Source organism: Bacteroidota bacterium (assembly GCA_037133915.1).
In the GTDB taxonomy this organism is placed as follows: Bacteria; Bacteroidota; Bacteroidia; order Bacteroidales; family CAIWKO01; genus JBAXND01.
The window spans coordinates 1-17307 of sequence record JBAXND010000008.1 but is presented as its reverse complement, the minus strand read 5'-3'; the positions used below and the strand labels follow the sequence as shown (position 1 = coordinate 17307).

Genomic DNA, 17307 nt, shown 5'->3' with positions numbered 1-17307 from the left:
AAAATAAAACGCAGGTTGGATTTATTAAAAATAGTTTCACAGAGGACACAGAGTAGGCACAGAGAGCCACAGAGAAATATTCCAGTACTATAATACTTATAGTCAAGACACTATCATCAGAAGATTAGTACCAAGAAGTTACCGTCTTACATGAAAAACATAATACTGCAGAAATCCCATAATTTCCATCAAAAAGGCGACGCCCATGTGAATGATTACACCTCCCCAAATGTGGCGGGTTTTCCAGGCTATCACACCGAGAATATAACCGCCAAAGACAGCCCCGATAGATTCGCCTAAGGGTTTTCCGAAATGCAGAAAGGCATACACCGACACCATGGGCAAAATGCTTTCCTTACCCATAACAGCAATCATTCCGATAACGAAAGCGCCGCGGAACATCAGTTCCACCATCACAAAATCAAGCCCGTAAAAAGTTTCAAAGACGCCTGTCATAGAGACTTTACTCATGCCCGGCACTATATCTACAATCCAGGGTTTATAACGCGGGTAGGCCGAAAGAAAATCGGGAGTGAAAGAAGCGGCAATTACGAGAGGTGCAACAATAGCAAGCAATACAAAATAGATGCGCAGGTCGGATTTCGAAAAACTCAGACCGAATAAACCTTTCGTATGGTGGTCGTAAACACGTTTGAGTACGAATAAGGGAATCAGATAAATGAGCGTGCAGCGCGCCTGTACCAATAATTTCATTACAAATGCCCTGGTCGGGATATCATTAAAAAGTTCGCCCACATATTTGTAATACCGCAGTCGTCCTACAATGGAAATCAACACCAGCAACGAAAGGCTTTTGATCCAGAATTCCCGGTTTTTCAGAACACTCTGCTGCCCGGAGACCAGTAATTTTGGAATAGCAATGACGTAATAAGCAAAGGAATAGAAGGCGAAAAAGCGCAGTATTGCTTCTATGTCAGTTCCACCCTTTTCAACAAATTTATTCTGAAAACTAAACAGATAATTGAGTGTGATTGATGCAATAAGAAAAGCGGCTGTAAACCCGTAAATCCAGGGGTTCCAGTCCGCTTTAATATGTTCCCTGATGGTTCTAACAATCGTTTTCATCAGGTCAAAAATAACAATTTAACCGGCAACTAGTTCGATCCGCACTTTGAACCTTTTTTCTTGCAGCATCCCGGAAGATTGGTGTAAGCAGTCGCATCGGCTTTAACATCATCGGCATCGTAACCGGCTTTGCTAATCACCTGACGTATTTTATCAGGATTGGTTTTTGAAGGATTGTAGGTAACAGTAAGTACCATATCATCCAAATTGAGTTCCGATTTCTTCACACCTTTTTCGTAAGCGAGTGCACCTTCAATCCTTTCTTTGCACATGCCGCATACGGCCGATGTTTTAATCTTGATCTCCGTGTTTTTGTTGCTTTGTGCACATCCAACACCCATTGTCATAAAAAATGACAGGATCAGGATAAGCGAAAAATACCTGGTTTTCATTTGTTCGTTTTTATTAGTTGGTGAATTCTTTGTTTACTGTTTACTGATAACTGCTAATTGTTAACTGCTAACCTGCAACTGTAACCTGCATCCGTAACGGCTTTAATGATATCATCGGAAGTGGCGCCGATACTTTCAACTTCCAGATTATACTCAGGATTTCCGAGGCTGAATTGCCATGACCTCAGGTCGGGCAACTTCATAAAAACCTGATCAATTCTGGCAGAGCAACCTGAGCATTTCATACTTGTAACGAACCTAAATGTTTTCATCCTAAAAATTATAATGGTGCGTGAATATTAGTTAATAAGCATCTGCAAAGTTACTCTAAAAACCATGCCTGAACATCGCACACCGCTCTGATTAAAATCATAAGGTCAATGAATTAAGGAAAAATTAGCTTATTCGAAATAAAGTGCCTCATTGAAAGCTATAATAAGCTGTTTTTTTATTTCACGCAAAGGCGCAAAAGATTGAATCATTAATTGTTAGTACGAAGTATTTATTCCGACGCAATTCCCAATAATCAAACTATTGCAAATTATTTCCTGTATTTTTATATTATAAGGGACGAAAATATCTCCCGGATGCTAAATAATTCGAAAATTCTTGTATTCCCCGATGCGCCATCCGGTGGTTTTCTCAATCCAATAGAGTATCCGCGAAAGCAGTGTAAACCTCTTTTGTAAGGGGTCGAAGCTGAATTCCCAGTTCTGCCCGGAGATGCGGTTATGCATCACCTGCGGATGCGTACCCGTAAAGCGTGCCAGTGAATCGATACCCGAATAATCGAATTCATCAACTTTCGGAATATTGGATTCCATCCAGCTATCGTCGTGCCATAGTTTATGAAAATACTGCTGCTTGTTTTGCTGTGCCGTTGGCGATTTCACCCATCCGTAATGATACACCCAGGCATCAACCGCCTTCACGCGCATCAGCCTGTTGTCGAAACGAAAGCCCTGTGCGTCTCTGAAAGAAGTCACTTTTTTGCTGTTGCGCACCACCCGAATTTCGCGGCGGTACCACTTGCGTGAATCGCCTGTATAATCATAGGAGCCGTAAAAATGCAGATAACGCAGCAGTAACCCTTCAACTTTGGGATTATCTTTCCATTGCTGCATGGCGGTTAAAATGGCAGGATGATATTTTTCATGGATAACCTCATCGCCCTGAATATAAACAGCCCAGTCGCTATCGGAAGAAATTGCAGCAAAAGCCTTATCGGTTTCCGCGGCAAGCACACGGCCGCCTTCGCGCAGGCTGTCGTCCCAAACGGTATCAATGATGCGGATTTTGGGAGAACCGATAGATAAAATCAGTTCACGGGTTTCGTCTTCGGAATTACCCAAAGCGACCACAAATTCATCGCACAGCGGTAGTACAGAGCGTATGGCCTCAGTAACGGGGTAATCAAATTTTACGGCATTCCTGATAAAGGTAAATCCGGAAACTTTCATTTTAAAATCGTCTTAAAACGGGCAAATGCCGGTATATCCGGAAGGAGTAATGGCTTTCAGCTCCTTTTTAAGTGCCGGTTTTATTTTCAGTTTATCGATGAAGGTATGCAGCGTACTTTTTGTAACGAGATTGCTGTTTCGTGTCAGATCTTTCAATGCTTCATAAGGCTCGGGGTAACCTTCGCGGCGAAGAATCGTCTGAATGGCTTCCGAGATTACCGCCCAGTTTTTGTCGAGGTCGGTTTCAATGGCGCCTTTGTTGATAATCAGTTTTCCGAGTCCTTTACTGAGCGATTTCAATGCAATAAGCATGTGTGCGAAGGCAACGCCGATATTGCGGCTTACCGTTGAATCGGTGAGGTCGCGCTGCAGACGTGAAACAGGAAGTTTTGCCGAAAGGTGCGTCAATATTGCATTTGCGTAACCAAGATTGCCCTCCGCATTTTCGAAATCAAGCGGATTTACTTTATGCGGCATGGTGGAAGAACCCACTTCATCTTTCTTGATTTGCTGCCTGAAATAATCCATGGAAATATACAGCCAGATGTCGGCACAGAGGTCGGTAAGGACAACGTTTACACGCTTCAGTCCGTCCATAAAGGCCGCCAGTTCGTCATAGTGTTCCACCTGAGTAGTAGTGCGCTGTCTGTTGAGGCCCAGTTTGCAAATAAAATTATCGGCGAATTCAATCCAGTCAACTTTTGGAAACGCAATATGGTGAGCGTTGAAATTGCCTGTGGCACCGCCAAATTTCGCCATCCAGGGAATGCTGTCAACCATTAAAAGTTGATTTTCCAGGCGTTCTACAAAAACAAAAAGTTCTTTTCCCAAACGGGTTGGTGAAGCGGGTTGTCCGTGCGTACGTGCCAGCATAGGAATCTCTTTCCAGTCGTTGGCCATTTGATTCAGCGTAAGAATAATGCCGTCGAGTTCCGGTTCAAGAACCATGGTATAGGCATCGCACACCATCAGCGGAAGCGCGGTATTATTTATATCCTGCGATGTGAGCGCAAAATGCACAAACTCCTTATAATCGCCGAGTTTCAGTTTAACTAACTTTTGCTTGATGAAATACTCAACCGCTTTGACGTCGTGGTTGGTTCTGCGCTCGATCTGCTTGATTACTTTCGCATCCTGAACCGAGAAGTCGAGGTAGACAGCACGCAGCTTTTCCTGTTCCTTTGCGGTGAATTTCTTCATCTGCGGAAGGCCAATGCCACCCAGTGCAATGAAGTATTCTACCTCCACCATTACCCTGTATTTAATCAGAGCGTACTCAGAAAAGAACTGTGCCAGTTCCTGTGTTTTGTATCTGTAACGGCCATCAGCAGGCGATAATGCGGTAAGTTCAGAGAGTTCCATAATAAAACTGTTTGTTAGATAATCACCAACAAATGTATTTATTTTAATTCAGTTGAGTTGAAATTCGTGCAGTGGATTTTTAACAATGATTTCTTTGTACATTTGCATAAACCACATCTGCTTATGCCATCCTTGAAAATCTCGGCTGTATCTTATCTGAATACGCTGCCCTTTATTTATGGAATCAAAAAAAGCGGTTTTCTGGAAGATTACGAGCTTTCGTTAGATGTTCCGTCGATATGTGCCGAAAAGGTGATTCAGAAAAAGGCCGATATCGGGCTTATTCCGGTGGGTGCGCTGTTGAAAATTCCGGCGTACCGCCTTCAAAGCGACTATTGCATCGGTGCGCAGGGAAAAGTAAAGAGTGTGTTACTGCTCAGTAATAAGCCGCTCGATAAGATAAAGAAGATTTATCTTGATACCGAATCACGCACTTCGGTAGCGCTGGCGCGCCTGCTCGCCATGCATTTCTGGAAAATTCAACCCGAATATTTTTATGTACCTGACGGCGGCAACGACCGCTACCGACTGCTCGAATCCGTTGTGGTGATTGGTGATAAAGCTTTCGGCCTTGAGCCATTGTACGAATTCTCATATGATCTGGCTGCCGAATGGAACCGTTTCACCGGACTTCCCTTTGTGTTCGCGGTGTGGGCGTCGGGGCGCAAATTGCCCGATGAGCAGGAAAATGCTTTCGCGATGGCAACAGAATACGGTGTGAGCTGCATCAGGGAAACCATTGAAGACGCATACGAAACGTCGAAAATATCCATAGACCTTGACGACTATTACCGCAATTGTCTAAGCTATTCGCTTGATGATGATAAGAAAAAAGGGATGAATCTGTTTCTTGAATATCTGAAAAAAGCCAATTTTAAGCAGTGAAAATCATGTACTTAAACGGACGTTGAAAAGACATCGCTCACTACGGCTTTGACCAATTATTATGATTTGCCTTTCATCATAGGGTCTTCCTTTTTCATGTCAACCAGCCATTTTCCATCTTGCTTGAGCAGATTAATGCGCTGCTCTTTGCCCGTCTGATCTTTATAGTACACAACAGCTACTTTACCGTCAACTACAGTACGGACGATTTCAACATTGATAGCTTTTCCCTTAAAGCTGCTGTCGGCGCCCTTTTCTTTGGCCATGTCGGCCAGTGAGCCCATGAATTCAATCATGCGGCGAGTGTCGGCTGTGCCCAGTTCAGCTGCTTTATCAAATTCAAGTTTACTGAAATGTTCAAGAAAGCGTTTTGCCACACTTTCGGGAGTATTGGCCTTTTGTGCTGTTTTACAGGAAAATGCAGCAAACAGCAATACCACAACTATCAGAGAAAGCGGTTTCAGGTATTTCATATGCGTACAATGATTTCATCAAAGGTACAAAAGAACTGATTAACATGGCGGCATGATTAAAATGTAAGGATTACCGGTTCGAACAGGCAATACAGAACTTCAAAGAAAGAAATAATGTTAAATTCCGCAAAAGTAAATTAACGCCAATTAACTTATGTGAAACGCTTATTAATTCAATTTAACGATTCATGCGGACCAGGATTTTGAAATACAATGATAAGGTTCTTCGTGTCTTCTGCGCGTGCCTCTTTGAAATTAATAAAATATTACACGGATAAACACAGAGATATCACGGAGTTACACAGAGACATTGTACTGTTGGTTCATTCACAGTAATATTCATATTATTACACCAGAAGATGATAAACCGCCATGATGACCATGAACAGGAGCATGTAGATATTCAGGCTGAGGAAAGAGCTTCGAAGGTTAATTACGGCCGATTTTCCAAACGAGAGCTTGATAAAAGTGGTTACAAATAAAATATTCAGGATAACAATAGCGGCGAACAGAACGGTTGAAATATCGGAAATAAAAAACGGAACCATCATGGATGAAGCAGAGGTAGCAATAATCCATGAAAAAACAATCATTCTGAGATTGGCCGGACTTACTGTGCGGTTGATGGTCGGGAATCCGGCTTCTTCATATTCTTTGCCGTATTTCAGCATCAGCAGCCAAAAATGCGGAACCTGCCAGATAAACAGAAAAAACGCGATGAAAATAATGGTTGAATCAAGGATAGAACCTCCTGCAGCAGCCCATCCCATAAGGGCAGGAACAGCACCGGTAAGCGAACCTGGAACCACTGCAAAGGCGGTTACTTTTTTAAGATTCGTATAAAACAAATTGTACCATAAAATATTGAACAAGCCTAATACAGCGGGTATCAGTCCGAAAAAGAGATACAGCATCATTGTGCCGCCGACTATAAAAAAGAGAGACACCATGACCGCATTCGCCACTGAAATCCGACCTGACGGAATGGGGCGATTCATGGTTCTTTCCATGCGGGCATCGTAGCTTCGCTCCTGAATCTGGTTCAACGCACCGGCGCCGCCGGCCAGCAGAAACACACCCAGAGCCAAAAACAGAATCTGAAAATCAAAAGCACCGGCACACACAATATATCCGGTAATTGCAGTGAAGGTAACCGCCAGTGAAACTCTGTATTTTATCAGAGCAGGAATGGAATATACAGCAGATGCTTTCAGGCTATTTCGGGGCTAAGGTTTTCAGGTATTCAGTAATTTTCGGGATGTCATTTTTCTTTACAAGCCCGTTGTATGATTTCATCAATCCTTGCGGGAAGCCGACTACAACATCTTTGCCCGGATCGTAAATAGAGTTGGTGATATAATCGTCATCAACCACTACTTTTCTTTTGACACCGTCAGTAATAACCTCCACGGTAGTTCCGTAGATGCCTTTAAACGAAGGACCAATCAGCTTTGAACCTTCGAGCGAATGGCAGGAAAAACATCCATTTTTCTCAAGAACAATGTAGCCTTCGTTATTATCGTCCACCTTTTTAACGGGCAGTGCTGCCAGCCATTTTGTAAAAACAGGTTCCGGCACCACTTTAACTACGGCCGACATGTAAGAATGATTTATGCCGCAGTACGAAGAACACAGCAAGTCGTATTCTCCGATTAATCCGGGAATAAACCAAGTATAATTATTTTTACCGGGAACAACATCTTCTTTTATTCTGAAAGCGGGAATAAACAAGCCGTGTATCACGTCCTTTGAAATGAGATTCAGTTTCACTGCTTTGTTTATGGGCAATACAAGCGTATCCGATTGTTTTTTGCCGGGGTATTCAAATGCCCATTTCCACATGCGCCCGATAACCTTCACTTCCATGGCACCGGCAGGAGCTTTGCGCATTGGCAGAAATCCTTCCCATCCCACATAAAACATAAAAAGTACGAGAATCATGGGTATTGCAGTCCAGGTAAATTCGAGCAGAGAACTATCTTTTATCTGCACCGCTTCAGCATTCTTTTTCCGGTTGTATTTTACCACAAAAACGAGCATGGTAGTAGTAAGTGAAATCAGGAAAAAGAACGATATTCCTAAGATTATCAGAAAGGCTTTGTCAACACCGTGAACAAAATTCGAGGCTTCAGAAAACATAATTTCAGTTCTGTTATCTATATGAATAATCAATAAAAGTAATGAGCACTATCAGGGTAAAAAGCACGAAAATCATACCCACCAAAATGCGCAGCAGCATGCTTTCATATTTAAGATGCATGAAATAAGAAAGCACCAGAAAGCCTTTTACACCTGCAATCAGCAGGGCTACCGTAACTGTAAAAGCTGCCAGGTGAAATGAGGTAATACTGATAGTAAGAAATGTAAAAAACATCAGTGCCAGCAGCACTCTGACGAGCACTTTATATTCCGTAATATGTGTAGTTTTATCTGACATGTCAACAATTTTTTGCTTAGGTAATAAGGTACAATAATGGGAACAGGAATATCCAGATAAGGTCAACAAGATGCCAATAAAGCGCTCCATTTTCCAACAGCACAAACCTTTCAATATGGATGCTTCCGTTCTTTACTTTAAAGTATACCACCAACAGCAGAATCATACCAATAATAATGTGGAGTGCATGCAGCCCGGTCATAAAGAAGTACAAGCTAAAATACAGCAGGTGTCCGCGTTCAAGCAAAGGCATCAGGTCGGAGCCGGGATAAAGACCGTGTTCGAATTTCGCGCCCCATTCAAAATACTTATTTACCAGAAACACAACGGCCATCAGCAAGGTAACGGCAATTAACCGCAGTGTGAGTTTTTTGTTCCCTTTTTGCATGGCTGTGAGTGCCATGGCAATCGTCATGCTGCTAAACAGTAATACGATGGTATTGATAGCACCAATGGTAACACTCAGTTCCAGACTGGCCTCATGAAAATTAGCCGGATATTGCGCTCTGTAAATCGAATAAACCAGAAACAATCCGCCAAATAACAGCAGTTCTGTAAATATGAAGAGCCACATTCCTAACTTCGATGCTTCGTCGTCGCGGTGCTCTTCGAGGTGGGTTTCAGTTTCACTCATCATTAAAAATTATTATTTATAATCGTATGGATTTTGCTTGATTACCGGTGCTTCATCGAAATTCTCAACCGGAGGAGGTGAAGGAATCTGCCACTCCAGTGTGCTTCCGCCCCATGGATTTGCCGGAGCAGGTGCACCTTTACGCACGCCCATTACCAGATTGTACACCATTAAAATAAATCCGCTAATCAAAATAATACCGCCTATTGTTGATATTACCTGTGCCGGCTGGAACTGCGGCAGATAGTCGAAATAACGACGCGGCATGCCCTGAATTCCGATAATAAACTGAGGGAAATAGAGCAAATTAAATCCAACAAAAATAATGGCCCAGGCGATGGTTGCACGTCTGAAATTATACATTTTTCCATACATTTTCGGCAGCCAGTAATGAATGGCGGCAAAAAATGCAAATCCCATCCCACCAAAAATAATATAGTGAAAATGGGCAACAACAAATGAGGTATCATGAACCTGAATATTGGTAGCAACAGAGCCTAACAGGAGTCCGGTTAGCCCGCCAATCAGGAACAGAAAAATAAATGAAAGTGCAAAAAGAAAGGGCGGTTTGATATCTATGGAGCCTTTGTACATGGTCGCTAACCAGTTAAAAACCTTGATAGCACTCGGTACTGCGACAATAAATGTAAGCAGTGAGAAAAACCAACGCGCATTTTCGCTCATTCCGGATGTATACATGTGGTGTCCCCAAACTAAAAATCCGACGCCCGCAATGGCAATACTTGAAAACGCTATGGCTTTATAGCCATATACTTTTCGCTGGCAAAACGTAGGAATGATTTCAGTGATAACACCCATGGCAGGAAGAATCATGATATAGACGGCAGGATGAGAATATATCCAGAACAGGTGCTGAAACAATACCGGATCGCCGCCGAGTTCAGGATTAAAAAATCCGATTCCGAACAGACGTTCTGCAATGAGCATCAACAGTGTGATACCGACAATAGGTGTGGCGAGCAACTGTATCCATGCAGTAGCATAAATGGACCATGGGAACAGCGGCATACTGAAAAATTTCATTCCCGGAGCCCGCATGCGGTGAATGGTAACAATAAAATTCAAACCGGTAAGTATGGAAGAAAAACCGAGCACAAAAGCTGCTGTTGTAGCCATGATTACGCTTGTTCCGGTAGATGTACTGTAAGGTGCATAGAACGTCCAGCCGGTATCGGGCGGGCCGGTTCTGAGAAATTGTGAGGCAACGGCAAGGATACTTCCAAAAATAAAAATCCACCATGAAAACAGATTCAATTTTGGAAATGCCACATCCTTTGCTCCTATCAAAATCGGTAAAAAGAAATTTCCAAAAACAGCAGACAAACCCGGAATCACCACCATAAAAATCATGATGATGCCATGAACCGTAAATACTCCGTTATAGGTTTGGGGCTTCATGATTGTTTCGCCCGGTGCTATCAGCTCGAAGCGCATCATCAGACCCAGTATGGCGCCAATAAAGAAAAAGGTAGCAATAGCATACAGGTACAGCAACGCAATTCTTTTATGGTCTGTAGCAAATATCCAGGAAAACAAACCCTTAAATTTTCCTTTATGCTGCAGGTAACTCACATATTCAACTTTAGCGGTTCCGTTATTCATCATTATTCAGCTTTTTTTTCTTTTTTGGTTTAACCAGAAACACCACTACAAAAATAAGAATGAAGAAAATAATGATGGTTCCGGCTACTTTCACAATATCCAGTGAATATCGTTTTGCATCCTGATCATAGCTGTAGCAAAACAGCATTACCTTCTGAATAGTAGGCCGTGCCTGCTCTTTTCCAGCTTCAATTATAGCCATTTTGAAATCAATCGGCAAAAAGCTGATACCATAGAGGTATCGTGTAATTTTGCCCAATGGGCTTATTGCAATAATTGCTGACGGGTGCACAAAGTCCAGGCCGACAGCTTTTGTTATGAAGCCGGTTGCGTTGGTTATTTTAAAAATAGTAGCACTGTCTGTTGTAAGAAACATCCATCCGTCGCTTTTTCCTTTTGAATAACGGCTTGAAAAAATCTCTTTTTTGCTTTTGGCTTTCTGAGGTGTATCGCGGTAATTGAAGCTGATGGTAATGACTTGATAATCTTTTCCCAGCTCAAGATCTGTTTTCTGAATCACGCTGCCTACGCCTTCCAGCAAAGGACTGCAGAGTCCCGGACAATCGAAATATACGAACGAAAGAATGGTAGGTTTGTTGATAAGCTGTCGCAGCGTAACCGTATCAAAATGGTCGTTAACAAATTTCAAATCGAGCGGAATGGTCTCTCCCAGATGTTCGACAATGCCCACCTCGGTTGACTGGTCAACCTGTGCGTACGAGCGAACAGAGAAAAAAGAAAAGACAAGAAAAACAAAAAGAAGTTTTTTTTGCATATCAATTATTCTTTAGTTGATTCGACTTTGGGTGCACCATAAAAGCCCGCAATCATCAGAGCGCCACCCATTAAACTTGTATCTTTCAAAAGTTCGACAAGAGCCAGCTCAGCGTTTGCTGTAAATAATCCCGGGATATGGATAGTAGCAATAAAAATCAATAATAACCCGGCTAAACAGAAGCATGTGATTCTGATGAATTTATTCAGCATGATGCTGATGCTCGCTGCAATTAAAAATACCCCCGTCAGTAAAATTGTGTAGCCTCCGCTCGGGATAAATGACGACATCATTCCCAGAAAAAAATCAGTCATAAAAAAATGATTCAGACCGATGATTCCGAATGGCAGAGCGAATAAAATTCTGCCAATAACCGTTAGAATTTTCATAATTGTTTCGTTTTAGTTATTTCCTGATTTCATTAATTTTCTTAAATTAATAATCACATATAGTAAGACCGAACCGACCACCAATAAAATAGATGTATAAGTGATGATTATCCACCAGGGCGCCTTTTTCAGGACATTCCAGATGGCACGTTTTTCTGTCAAGCCGGGTTTATCTGTTGGTATTCCAACCTTCATTTTTTGAACTGATTCAATTTCGCCGTAGGTGTCATCATTTACATTAACAACCAGCTCAACATTTCCGTCTTTATCGCCCGGCAAATCCCAGGGAAATTTAAATACAGCGACGCCATCACTATTCGTGTGAAGCGTTTTATCAATCTGCAATTTTCCAAAATATCGTGAGGCGAACAGCACTATTTCAGCGTCTTTAAGTGGGATGATACCATCTTTCTCAGTGGCTTTAACTTCAACCCGGATTTTATGAGCCACCGAATCGAACGCCAGTTTAATCTTTACTTTCTTACTTATTTCAGGATTTGTTTTAGAAAGTACCTGAACATATTTTTTATTAAAACTCCGGATAAAAGAAATCACCGTCCAACGGTCAGCTTCCGACAGGATATTCTTGAACGAAGGCATAATAAGCTTTCCTGTTGACAGGATATAAAACAACTCACCGTCGGTAAGGGTTTGAGTTTTTGCAGAAGCCAGATCGGGTGGTACGGGAACCAGGGTTTTTAAACTGTTTCCCTTGCCTGGATCTCCGTGGCAAATCATACAATTCTTAGTATAGATTTCCTTGCCGAGCCGTGCCGTTGTATCACTGAATTTAATGTAACTGTTCTTTGCTTTTTTATCAGCAGGAATGTCCCATCCCTGACCCGATGCAATGACATGCAAAAAAGCAGACAACAATAACGTTAACGTAATAAAAATAGGTAGCTTTTTCCCTGACATCATCAATTTTCGTTTTTAATTTCTTCTGCCTGATGCATTGTTTCCTGAACCGGAATTACAGGAAACAGCTTCGATAAAATCGTAATTATTATCAACACCAGAATAAACGGTGCAATGGTAATTAAGGTTTCTGTAATCGTAGGCGTATATATTTTAAAATTAAGAGGTACATTCTGGATAGGCAGAAAAGGATGTTCCTGCGTAGGAACAACAATAATATATCGTTTAAACCAGGCTCCGACGAGCACAAATATCGCGATAATCAGAATGGGCAACGGCTTTCTCATTTTTCGGAACAGCATGAAAATAATCGGTAGCACCAAACCAAATATCTGAACTGCCCAGAATAGTAAGGCATGCGTGCCGACAAAAATATCATGCAAATGAGCTGCGTCAAACTTTTTCATTTTGTAACCCGGCACTAAAAATTCATTCAAATTGAAGTATAGATAAATCAGTGAAAGCAACACTAAAAACTTGCCCATTTTATCGAAGTGCATTTCGGTAATGTAATCCTGAAGTTTAAAATTTTTCCTGTAAAAATACATGGCGATAATTACGGCAGCTCCGCCCGATACAAAGGCTCCTGTAACAAAATAGGGGCCGAAAATAGTAGAATCCCAGCCTACGCGAGAAGTGCTTGCAAACAGCCACGACGTGACGGTGTGAATGGCCAATGCCACGGGCACAATCAATATCGCAAGAATTTTTGTGGAGCGCTTAATGATTTTTTCCTGCTCAGCATTACCGGTCCAGTTCAGTGAAAGTATTTTGTAAAGTTTTTTTAATAGTCTGGGGGCATTGTCAACTTTTTCAGCGCATATTTTCATATCGGGAATCATCGGCACATACAGCAATAATGCGCTAATCACCACATACACCATTACCACTGTCACATCCCATACAATAGGCGATTGCAGTCTTCCGTACATAAAAACATTTAACAGCCGCTCGGGGTGCCCCATATCGGAAACAATTACCAAACCGGCCACGGCAGCAAAAGCCAATGCAATAATTTCGGCAATACGCGCTAAGGGCGAAGCCCATTTGGCACCGGAAAGACCGAGCACGGCACTTATCAGCATCCCGACAAGGCTTGTTGCCACAAAGAAAACAAAGTTAGAAATATACATTCCCCATGAAATATAATCGCTCAGACCCGTTACAGACAGTCCGTCTTTAAGCTGGGTTGTGTAAGCATAAAGACAAATCACCAGCGATATACCCAAAAAGCCCATCCAGGCAACAAAACTCTTGTTCAGCCTGATTGGCCGCAACAGGTCGGATGTGATTTTATCAAGTTTACTTTGATCCGGCATAAATATTTTTCATTTAACCATTGTTACTTTCCAAATGTTCCGATGCTTCCGGCCGGTCAATATCCTGAAAAGGATATGACTTATTTTTAGGAGGCAGATAATATACCCTTGGCTCAGTTCCGAGTTCAGGCATCAAACGGTATCCGGCATTGTCTTCCAGAAGTTTTTGTAATCGCACGGTTTCTTTCGTCGTGCCATTGGTAACAGCATCTTCGTTCTCATCACCAAAATAATAAACACCGTTTGGACATGCCGATACGCAATAGGGCAATTTTCCTTCGCGCACCTGGTCGGCGCTGAAACAGCATTTGCTGATGGTTCCTTTACGCTGGGGCACATTCAGCTCCACATTGTATGTTTTATCCTTATCTTCTTCCTCCATTAAAGGAGTTGCCCAATTGAAAACCCGGGCACTATAAGGGCAGGCTGCAATGCAGAATCTACAACCGATGCATCTTTCATTATCAATCAGCACAATTCCGTCAGGTCTTTTAAACGTAGCGTCAACCGGGCAAACTGCAACACAGGGTGGATTATCGCAATGCTGACAGGGCTTTGCCATATAAAACGGGGGTGTGTGCTTTGATTCCTGCATCTTCAAAACATTGATATGATGCTGTTCAGGTCTCAAATGATGTGCATGCTGACATGCCGACATGCATTTACGCGCATTGCGGCACTTTGATAAATCAACCACCATCACCCAGCGTTTTCCCGCTATTCCATCACGGCCTTCCTGCTGCAGCAGCGTAAGGTCTTCCGCCTTCGTTTTTTTTACTTTGGTTGTATCATTCTTATCAATCTCCAACAGTTCGTTTTCAGCTGTAAGAACTTTTATCCGATCACCGGCCTTCTTTTTGCGGTCATAATTTATCCCGGCAAAAATAGCAGAACCCGCTAAAACAGAACCAACCCCAACAATTCCTATTTCCTGTAAGAAATCCTTTCTGGTTTTCTTTTTGGGTTTATCGTTTTTATCACTCATTGTAACAGGATATTCAGTTTTACGAACTCAAATTTATTTTTACAAATATCAAAGAAAATCTTAATAGACAGTTACCAAATAAGCTAATAAAAATCATTTTACAGAAAAAAATCTGATAATAACTGAATGAGTCAGGTGTCAATAGAAATATTCTGCAACTTATCATTGTAGCCAATTCACAAGCTCTGATAAAAAATTCAGATTCTCTGATTTGTAACGATATTGAAAAAGGATAAATATACAACAATTAATGTCAAAATAGGAAACATTGATTTGAAATAACTTTTTTGATTTTGAAATCATGATAATTTTAATATTTTTGTCCTGTAAGCAAATATTACTACTTTTCCACTTGAAAAAAATTAATACTTCAGCCACGAAATCAAAAATATGAAGCAGAAAATACCTTCAGCTATACCTAACGGAAGTCGGATTTTTGCAATTGTTTTAATGGTTTTTTGTGCCACGATGACATTGCTTGGACAGAATAATAATAAAGCCGATGACCTTCTCGGAAACTGGATTACGCCCGATAATGACGGGAAGATTGTTTTCTTCAGAAGTAGCGGAAAATACTATGGTTCCATCAGCTGGATGAAGAATCCAAACGACGAGAACGGTAAACCCAAGATAGATAAACACAACCCTGACCCTTCAAAACGCTCACAGTCATTTCAGGGGCTGATACTTTTTAAAGATTTTGAATGGAATGCCGCTGAAGGTAAATATACAGGCGGAAGTGTGTACGATGCCCGCAGCGGTAACACCTATGATTGCTATCTGAAATTAATAGAGCGCAATGTGCTTGAAATTCACGGATACATTGGTTTTTCATTCATCGGGAAATCTGAATATTTTACGCGCTGAGATTTGTCTGATGCGATTAATTCCTTTCACCACTATCTATAAATAGGAATGTCACCCCAATAAATGTACATTATTTATTAAAAACATTAAGTACATGGCAAGTCAGTTATTCAAAACGAAGTCGCTGCAGCAGCTCCAAACCGAAAGCCAGTCAGATCATGGACTGAAGAGAGCACTCACCGCCACCAACCTCACAACACTTGGCATTGGCGCCATTATCGGAGCAGGAATTTTTGTGCTCACCGGGCAGGCAGCCGCACAGTACGCCGGACCGGCAATCGTTATTTCATTTGTCATTTCAGGAATAGCCTGCGCACTTGCCGGTTTGTGCTACGCAGAGTTTGCGTCTATGATACCAATATCAGGAAGCGCATACACCTACGCATATGCGACACTTGGCGAGTTCATTGCATGGATAATCGGGTGGGATCTTATTCTGGAATATCTTTTTGCCGCATCAACCGTTTCCGTTGGCTGGGGGGGGTATGTAGTGAGTTTCCTCAACGATTTTGGTGTTCACATCCCGGCATATTTAACTGCCAGCGTTGGAACAGTACTTTATAATGTACCAAGGTTAGGATGGCTTCCCGAAACTCCTGCCCTGCTCAAAGAACTCACGGCGAACGGGCTCACACTTGATTCCGTTCCCCATGTGACCTGCATTCTCAATGTGCCCGCTATGTTTATTATTGCGGTACTTACGCTCCTGCTCGTAGTTGGAATCAAAGAGTCGGCACGCTTCAACAATATCATGGTCATCACGAAAGTGTGCGTTATTATTCTATTTATCATTATCGGTTTCATCTTTGTAAAGTCAGCGAACTGGTCACCATTCATACCCGAGAATACAGGACAGTTCGGATTCTTCGGATGGTCGGGAATATTCCGCGGTGCCGGTGTTATCTTTTTTGCCTACATTGGATTTGACGCAGTTTCCACTGCCGCACAGGAAGCCAAAAACCCACAGAAAGACATGCCTGTAGGCATTCTTGGCTCACTCACGATTTCTACCATTCTATACATTCTCGTAGCCATCGTTCTTACAGGTATGGTAAGCTACACATTATTGAATGTTGCTGACCCGATTGCAGTAGGCGTTAACGCGATGGGACCGGGAATGTTCTGGCTGCGGCCAATCATCAAAGTAGCTGCAATTGCAGGACTCAGCTCTGTAATTCTGGTTATGCTTATGGGTCAGCCCCGCATCTTTTTCTCCATGGCAAAAGACGGGCTGTTACCTCCTGTTTTTGCAAAGGTTCATCCCAAATACAAAACACCTTTTGTAAGCACCATACTCACAGGTTCGGTTGCCATGATACTCGCCGGAATTCTGCCCATTGGCCTTCTCGGAGAGCTGGTTTCAATAGGGACTTTGCTGGCATTTGTAATTGTTTGTCTGGGTATTATTGTACTGCGCAAATCAAAGCCCAATATACCGCGCCCCTTCAAAACACCTTTTGTTCCTTATGTTCCCATACTCGGAGCTCTAATATGTATTATTCAAATGGCTGCCTTGCCTTTTGACACTTGGCTCCGGCTGATAATATGGATGGCAATAGGCTTCATAATTTATTTTTTCTACGGCGTGAAGAAAAGCAAATTGAGGATTGCCGCTAAAAGCCAAGAGTCAGTAAAATAATTCAGTATAAATAATCACTGTTGTCCGGTAAAAGTTTGAAAGAAGCCGAAGCATAAGCCCGGC

19 protein-coding genes are annotated in these 17307 nt (G+C 42.1%); 3 read left to right on the top strand and 16 right to left on the bottom strand.

The window, feature by feature from the left end:
• Positions 1–138: 138 nt before the first annotated feature.
• From WCM76_04270 to purB, 5 genes are all read right to left on the bottom strand, one after another.
• Positions 139–1086, bottom strand: a complete 948-nt coding sequence (locus WCM76_04270; GenBank protein MEI6764833.1) for a CPBP family intramembrane glutamic endopeptidase — start codon at positions 1084–1086, stop codon at positions 139–141.
• A 29-nt stretch (positions 1087–1115) separates the two neighbouring features.
• Positions 1116–1478 (bottom strand): heavy metal-associated domain-containing protein, encoded by a 363-nt coding sequence (locus tag WCM76_04265; GenBank protein MEI6764832.1) that lies wholly within the window; start codon positions 1476–1478, stop codon positions 1116–1118.
• Between the two features lie 53 nt (positions 1479–1531).
• Positions 1532–1750, bottom strand: coding sequence for a heavy-metal-associated domain-containing protein (locus WCM76_04260; protein MEI6764831.1), 219 nt, complete (start codon positions 1748–1750; stop codon positions 1532–1534).
• A 318-nt stretch (positions 1751–2068) separates the two neighbouring features.
• Positions 2069–2938, bottom strand: a complete 870-nt coding sequence (locus WCM76_04255; protein MEI6764830.1) for a glycosyltransferase family 2 protein — start codon at positions 2936–2938, stop codon at positions 2069–2071.
• A gap of 12 nt (positions 2939–2950) precedes the next feature.
• On the bottom strand, positions 2951–4300 hold the full coding sequence (gene purB / locus WCM76_04250; protein MEI6764829.1) for an adenylosuccinate lyase: 1350 nt from the start codon (positions 4298–4300) through the stop codon (positions 2951–2953).
• A 123-nt stretch (positions 4301–4423) separates the two neighbouring features.
• Here purB and WCM76_04245 point away from each other — a divergent pair, with 123 nt between their 5' ends.
• On the top strand, positions 4424–5185 hold the full coding sequence (locus WCM76_04245; GenBank protein MEI6764828.1) for a menaquinone biosynthesis protein: 762 nt from the start codon (positions 4424–4426) through the stop codon (positions 5183–5185).
• A gap of 59 nt (positions 5186–5244) precedes the next feature.
• Here WCM76_04245 and WCM76_04240 read toward each other — a convergent pair whose 3' ends face one another.
• From WCM76_04240 to WCM76_04190, 11 genes are all read right to left on the bottom strand, one after another.
• Positions 5245–5658, bottom strand: a complete 414-nt coding sequence (locus WCM76_04240; GenBank protein ID MEI6764827.1) for a hypothetical protein — start codon at positions 5656–5658, stop codon at positions 5245–5247.
• Between the two features lie 347 nt (positions 5659–6005).
• Positions 6006–6797, bottom strand: coding sequence for a protoheme IX farnesyltransferase (locus WCM76_04235; GenBank protein ID MEI6764826.1), 792 nt, complete (start codon positions 6795–6797; stop codon positions 6006–6008).
• 76 nt (positions 6798–6873) lie between these two features.
• A complete protein-coding gene (coxB, locus tag WCM76_04230) occupies positions 6874–7797 on the bottom strand; it encodes a cytochrome c oxidase subunit II (protein ID MEI6764825.1) in 924 nt (307 codons plus the stop codon).
• A 13-nt stretch (positions 7798–7810) separates the two neighbouring features.
• Positions 7811–8095, bottom strand: a complete 285-nt coding sequence (locus tag WCM76_04225) for a cytochrome C oxidase subunit IV family protein (protein ID MEI6764824.1) — start codon at positions 8093–8095, stop codon at positions 7811–7813.
• Between the two features lie 16 nt (positions 8096–8111).
• The gene (locus WCM76_04220) at positions 8112–8729 is read right to left on the bottom strand and encodes a cytochrome c oxidase subunit 3 family protein (protein MEI6764823.1); all 618 of its coding nucleotides are present in this window, start codon (positions 8727–8729) and stop codon (positions 8112–8114) included.
• Between the two features lie 12 nt (positions 8730–8741).
• Positions 8742–10352, bottom strand: coding sequence for a cbb3-type cytochrome c oxidase subunit I (locus WCM76_04215; protein ID MEI6764822.1), 1611 nt, complete (start codon positions 10350–10352; stop codon positions 8742–8744).
• Positions 10345–11127: an SCO family protein gene (locus tag WCM76_04210; protein MEI6764821.1), complete on the bottom strand. Its 783-nt coding sequence runs from the start codon at positions 11125–11127 to the stop codon at positions 10345–10347. The genes WCM76_04215 and WCM76_04210 overlap by 8 nt, the downstream gene beginning before the upstream one ends.
• A gap of 5 nt (positions 11128–11132) precedes the next feature.
• Complete coding sequence (locus tag WCM76_04205) at positions 11133–11516, bottom strand: DoxX family protein (GenBank protein ID MEI6764820.1); 384 nt, start codon at positions 11514–11516, stop codon at positions 11133–11135.
• Positions 11517–11528: 12 nt separating this feature from the next.
• The gene (locus tag WCM76_04200) at positions 11529–12437 is read right to left on the bottom strand and encodes a cytochrome c (GenBank protein ID MEI6764819.1); all 909 of its coding nucleotides are present in this window, start codon (positions 12435–12437) and stop codon (positions 11529–11531) included.
• Positions 12437–13753 carry an NrfD/PsrC family molybdoenzyme membrane anchor subunit gene (nrfD, locus tag WCM76_04195; GenBank protein MEI6764818.1) on the bottom strand — a complete coding sequence of 439 codons (1317 nt, stop codon included), beginning with the start codon at positions 13751–13753 and terminating at the stop codon, positions 12437–12439. The genes WCM76_04200 and nrfD overlap by 1 nt, the downstream gene beginning before the upstream one ends.
• Before the next feature lie 13 nt (positions 13754–13766).
• On the bottom strand, positions 13767–14738 hold the full coding sequence (locus WCM76_04190) for a 4Fe-4S dicluster domain-containing protein (GenBank protein ID MEI6764817.1): 972 nt from the start codon (positions 14736–14738) through the stop codon (positions 13767–13769).
• A gap of 390 nt (positions 14739–15128) precedes the next feature.
• On the opposite strand from WCM76_04190, the gene WCM76_04185 reads away from it, so the two are divergent.
• Positions 15129–15605, top strand: coding sequence for a DUF2147 domain-containing protein (locus WCM76_04185; protein MEI6764816.1), 477 nt, complete (start codon positions 15129–15131; stop codon positions 15603–15605).
• A gap of 94 nt (positions 15606–15699) precedes the next feature.
• Positions 15700–17244: an amino acid permease gene (locus WCM76_04180; protein MEI6764815.1), complete on the top strand. Its 1545-nt coding sequence runs from the start codon at positions 15700–15702 to the stop codon at positions 17242–17244.
• Positions 17245–17307: the final 63 nt, after the last annotated feature.

What these genes read in the sequence shown, in the direction of transcription:
- WCM76_04190 (MEI6764817.1), bottom strand. Translation starts at nt 14,738, where the DNA reads ATGAGTGATAAAAACGATAAACCCAAAAAGAAAACCAGAAAGGATTTC.
- WCM76_04200 (MEI6764819.1), bottom strand. Translation starts at nt 12,437, where the DNA reads ATGATGTCAGGGAAAAAGCTACCTATTTTTATTACGTTAACGTTATTG.
- WCM76_04205 (MEI6764820.1), bottom strand. Translation starts at nt 11,516, where the DNA reads ATGAAAATTCTAACGGTTATTGGCAGAATTTTATTCGCTCTGCCATTC.
- purB (MEI6764829.1), bottom strand. Translation starts at nt 4,300, where the DNA reads ATGGAACTCTCTGAACTTACCGCATTATCGCCTGCTGATGGCCGTTAC.
- WCM76_04255 (MEI6764830.1), bottom strand. Translation starts at nt 2,938, where the DNA reads ATGAAAGTTTCCGGATTTACCTTTATCAGGAATGCCGTAAAATTTGAT.
- WCM76_04185 (MEI6764816.1), top strand. Translation starts at nt 15,129, where the DNA reads ATGAAGCAGAAAATACCTTCAGCTATACCTAACGGAAGTCGGATTTTT.
- WCM76_04180 (MEI6764815.1), top strand. Translation starts at nt 15,700, where the DNA reads ATGGCAAGTCAGTTATTCAAAACGAAGTCGCTGCAGCAGCTCCAAACC.
- WCM76_04260 (MEI6764831.1), bottom strand. Translation starts at nt 1,750, where the DNA reads ATGAAAACATTTAGGTTCGTTACAAGTATGAAATGCTCAGGTTGCTCT.
- WCM76_04240 (MEI6764827.1), bottom strand. Translation starts at nt 5,658, where the DNA reads ATGAAATACCTGAAACCGCTTTCTCTGATAGTTGTGGTATTGCTGTTT.
- WCM76_04265 (MEI6764832.1), bottom strand. Translation starts at nt 1,478, where the DNA reads ATGAAAACCAGGTATTTTTCGCTTATCCTGATCCTGTCATTTTTTATG.
- WCM76_04210 (MEI6764821.1), bottom strand. Translation starts at nt 11,127, where the DNA reads ATGCAAAAAAAACTTCTTTTTGTTTTTCTTGTCTTTTCTTTTTTCTCT.
- WCM76_04215 (MEI6764822.1), bottom strand. Translation starts at nt 10,352, where the DNA reads ATGAATAACGGAACCGCTAAAGTTGAATATGTGAGTTACCTGCAGCAT.
- nrfD (MEI6764818.1), bottom strand. Translation starts at nt 13,753, where the DNA reads ATGCCGGATCAAAGTAAACTTGATAAAATCACATCCGACCTGTTGCGG.
- WCM76_04220 (MEI6764823.1), bottom strand. Translation starts at nt 8,729, where the DNA reads ATGAGTGAAACTGAAACCCACCTCGAAGAGCACCGCGACGACGAAGCA.
- coxB (MEI6764825.1), bottom strand. Translation starts at nt 7,797, where the DNA reads ATGTTTTCTGAAGCCTCGAATTTTGTTCACGGTGTTGACAAAGCCTTT.
- WCM76_04270 (MEI6764833.1), bottom strand. Translation starts at nt 1,086, where the DNA reads ATGAAAACGATTGTTAGAACCATCAGGGAACATATTAAAGCGGACTGG.
- WCM76_04225 (MEI6764824.1), bottom strand. Translation starts at nt 8,095, where the DNA reads ATGTCAGATAAAACTACACATATTACGGAATATAAAGTGCTCGTCAGA.
- WCM76_04245 (MEI6764828.1), top strand. Translation starts at nt 4,424, where the DNA reads ATGCCATCCTTGAAAATCTCGGCTGTATCTTATCTGAATACGCTGCCC.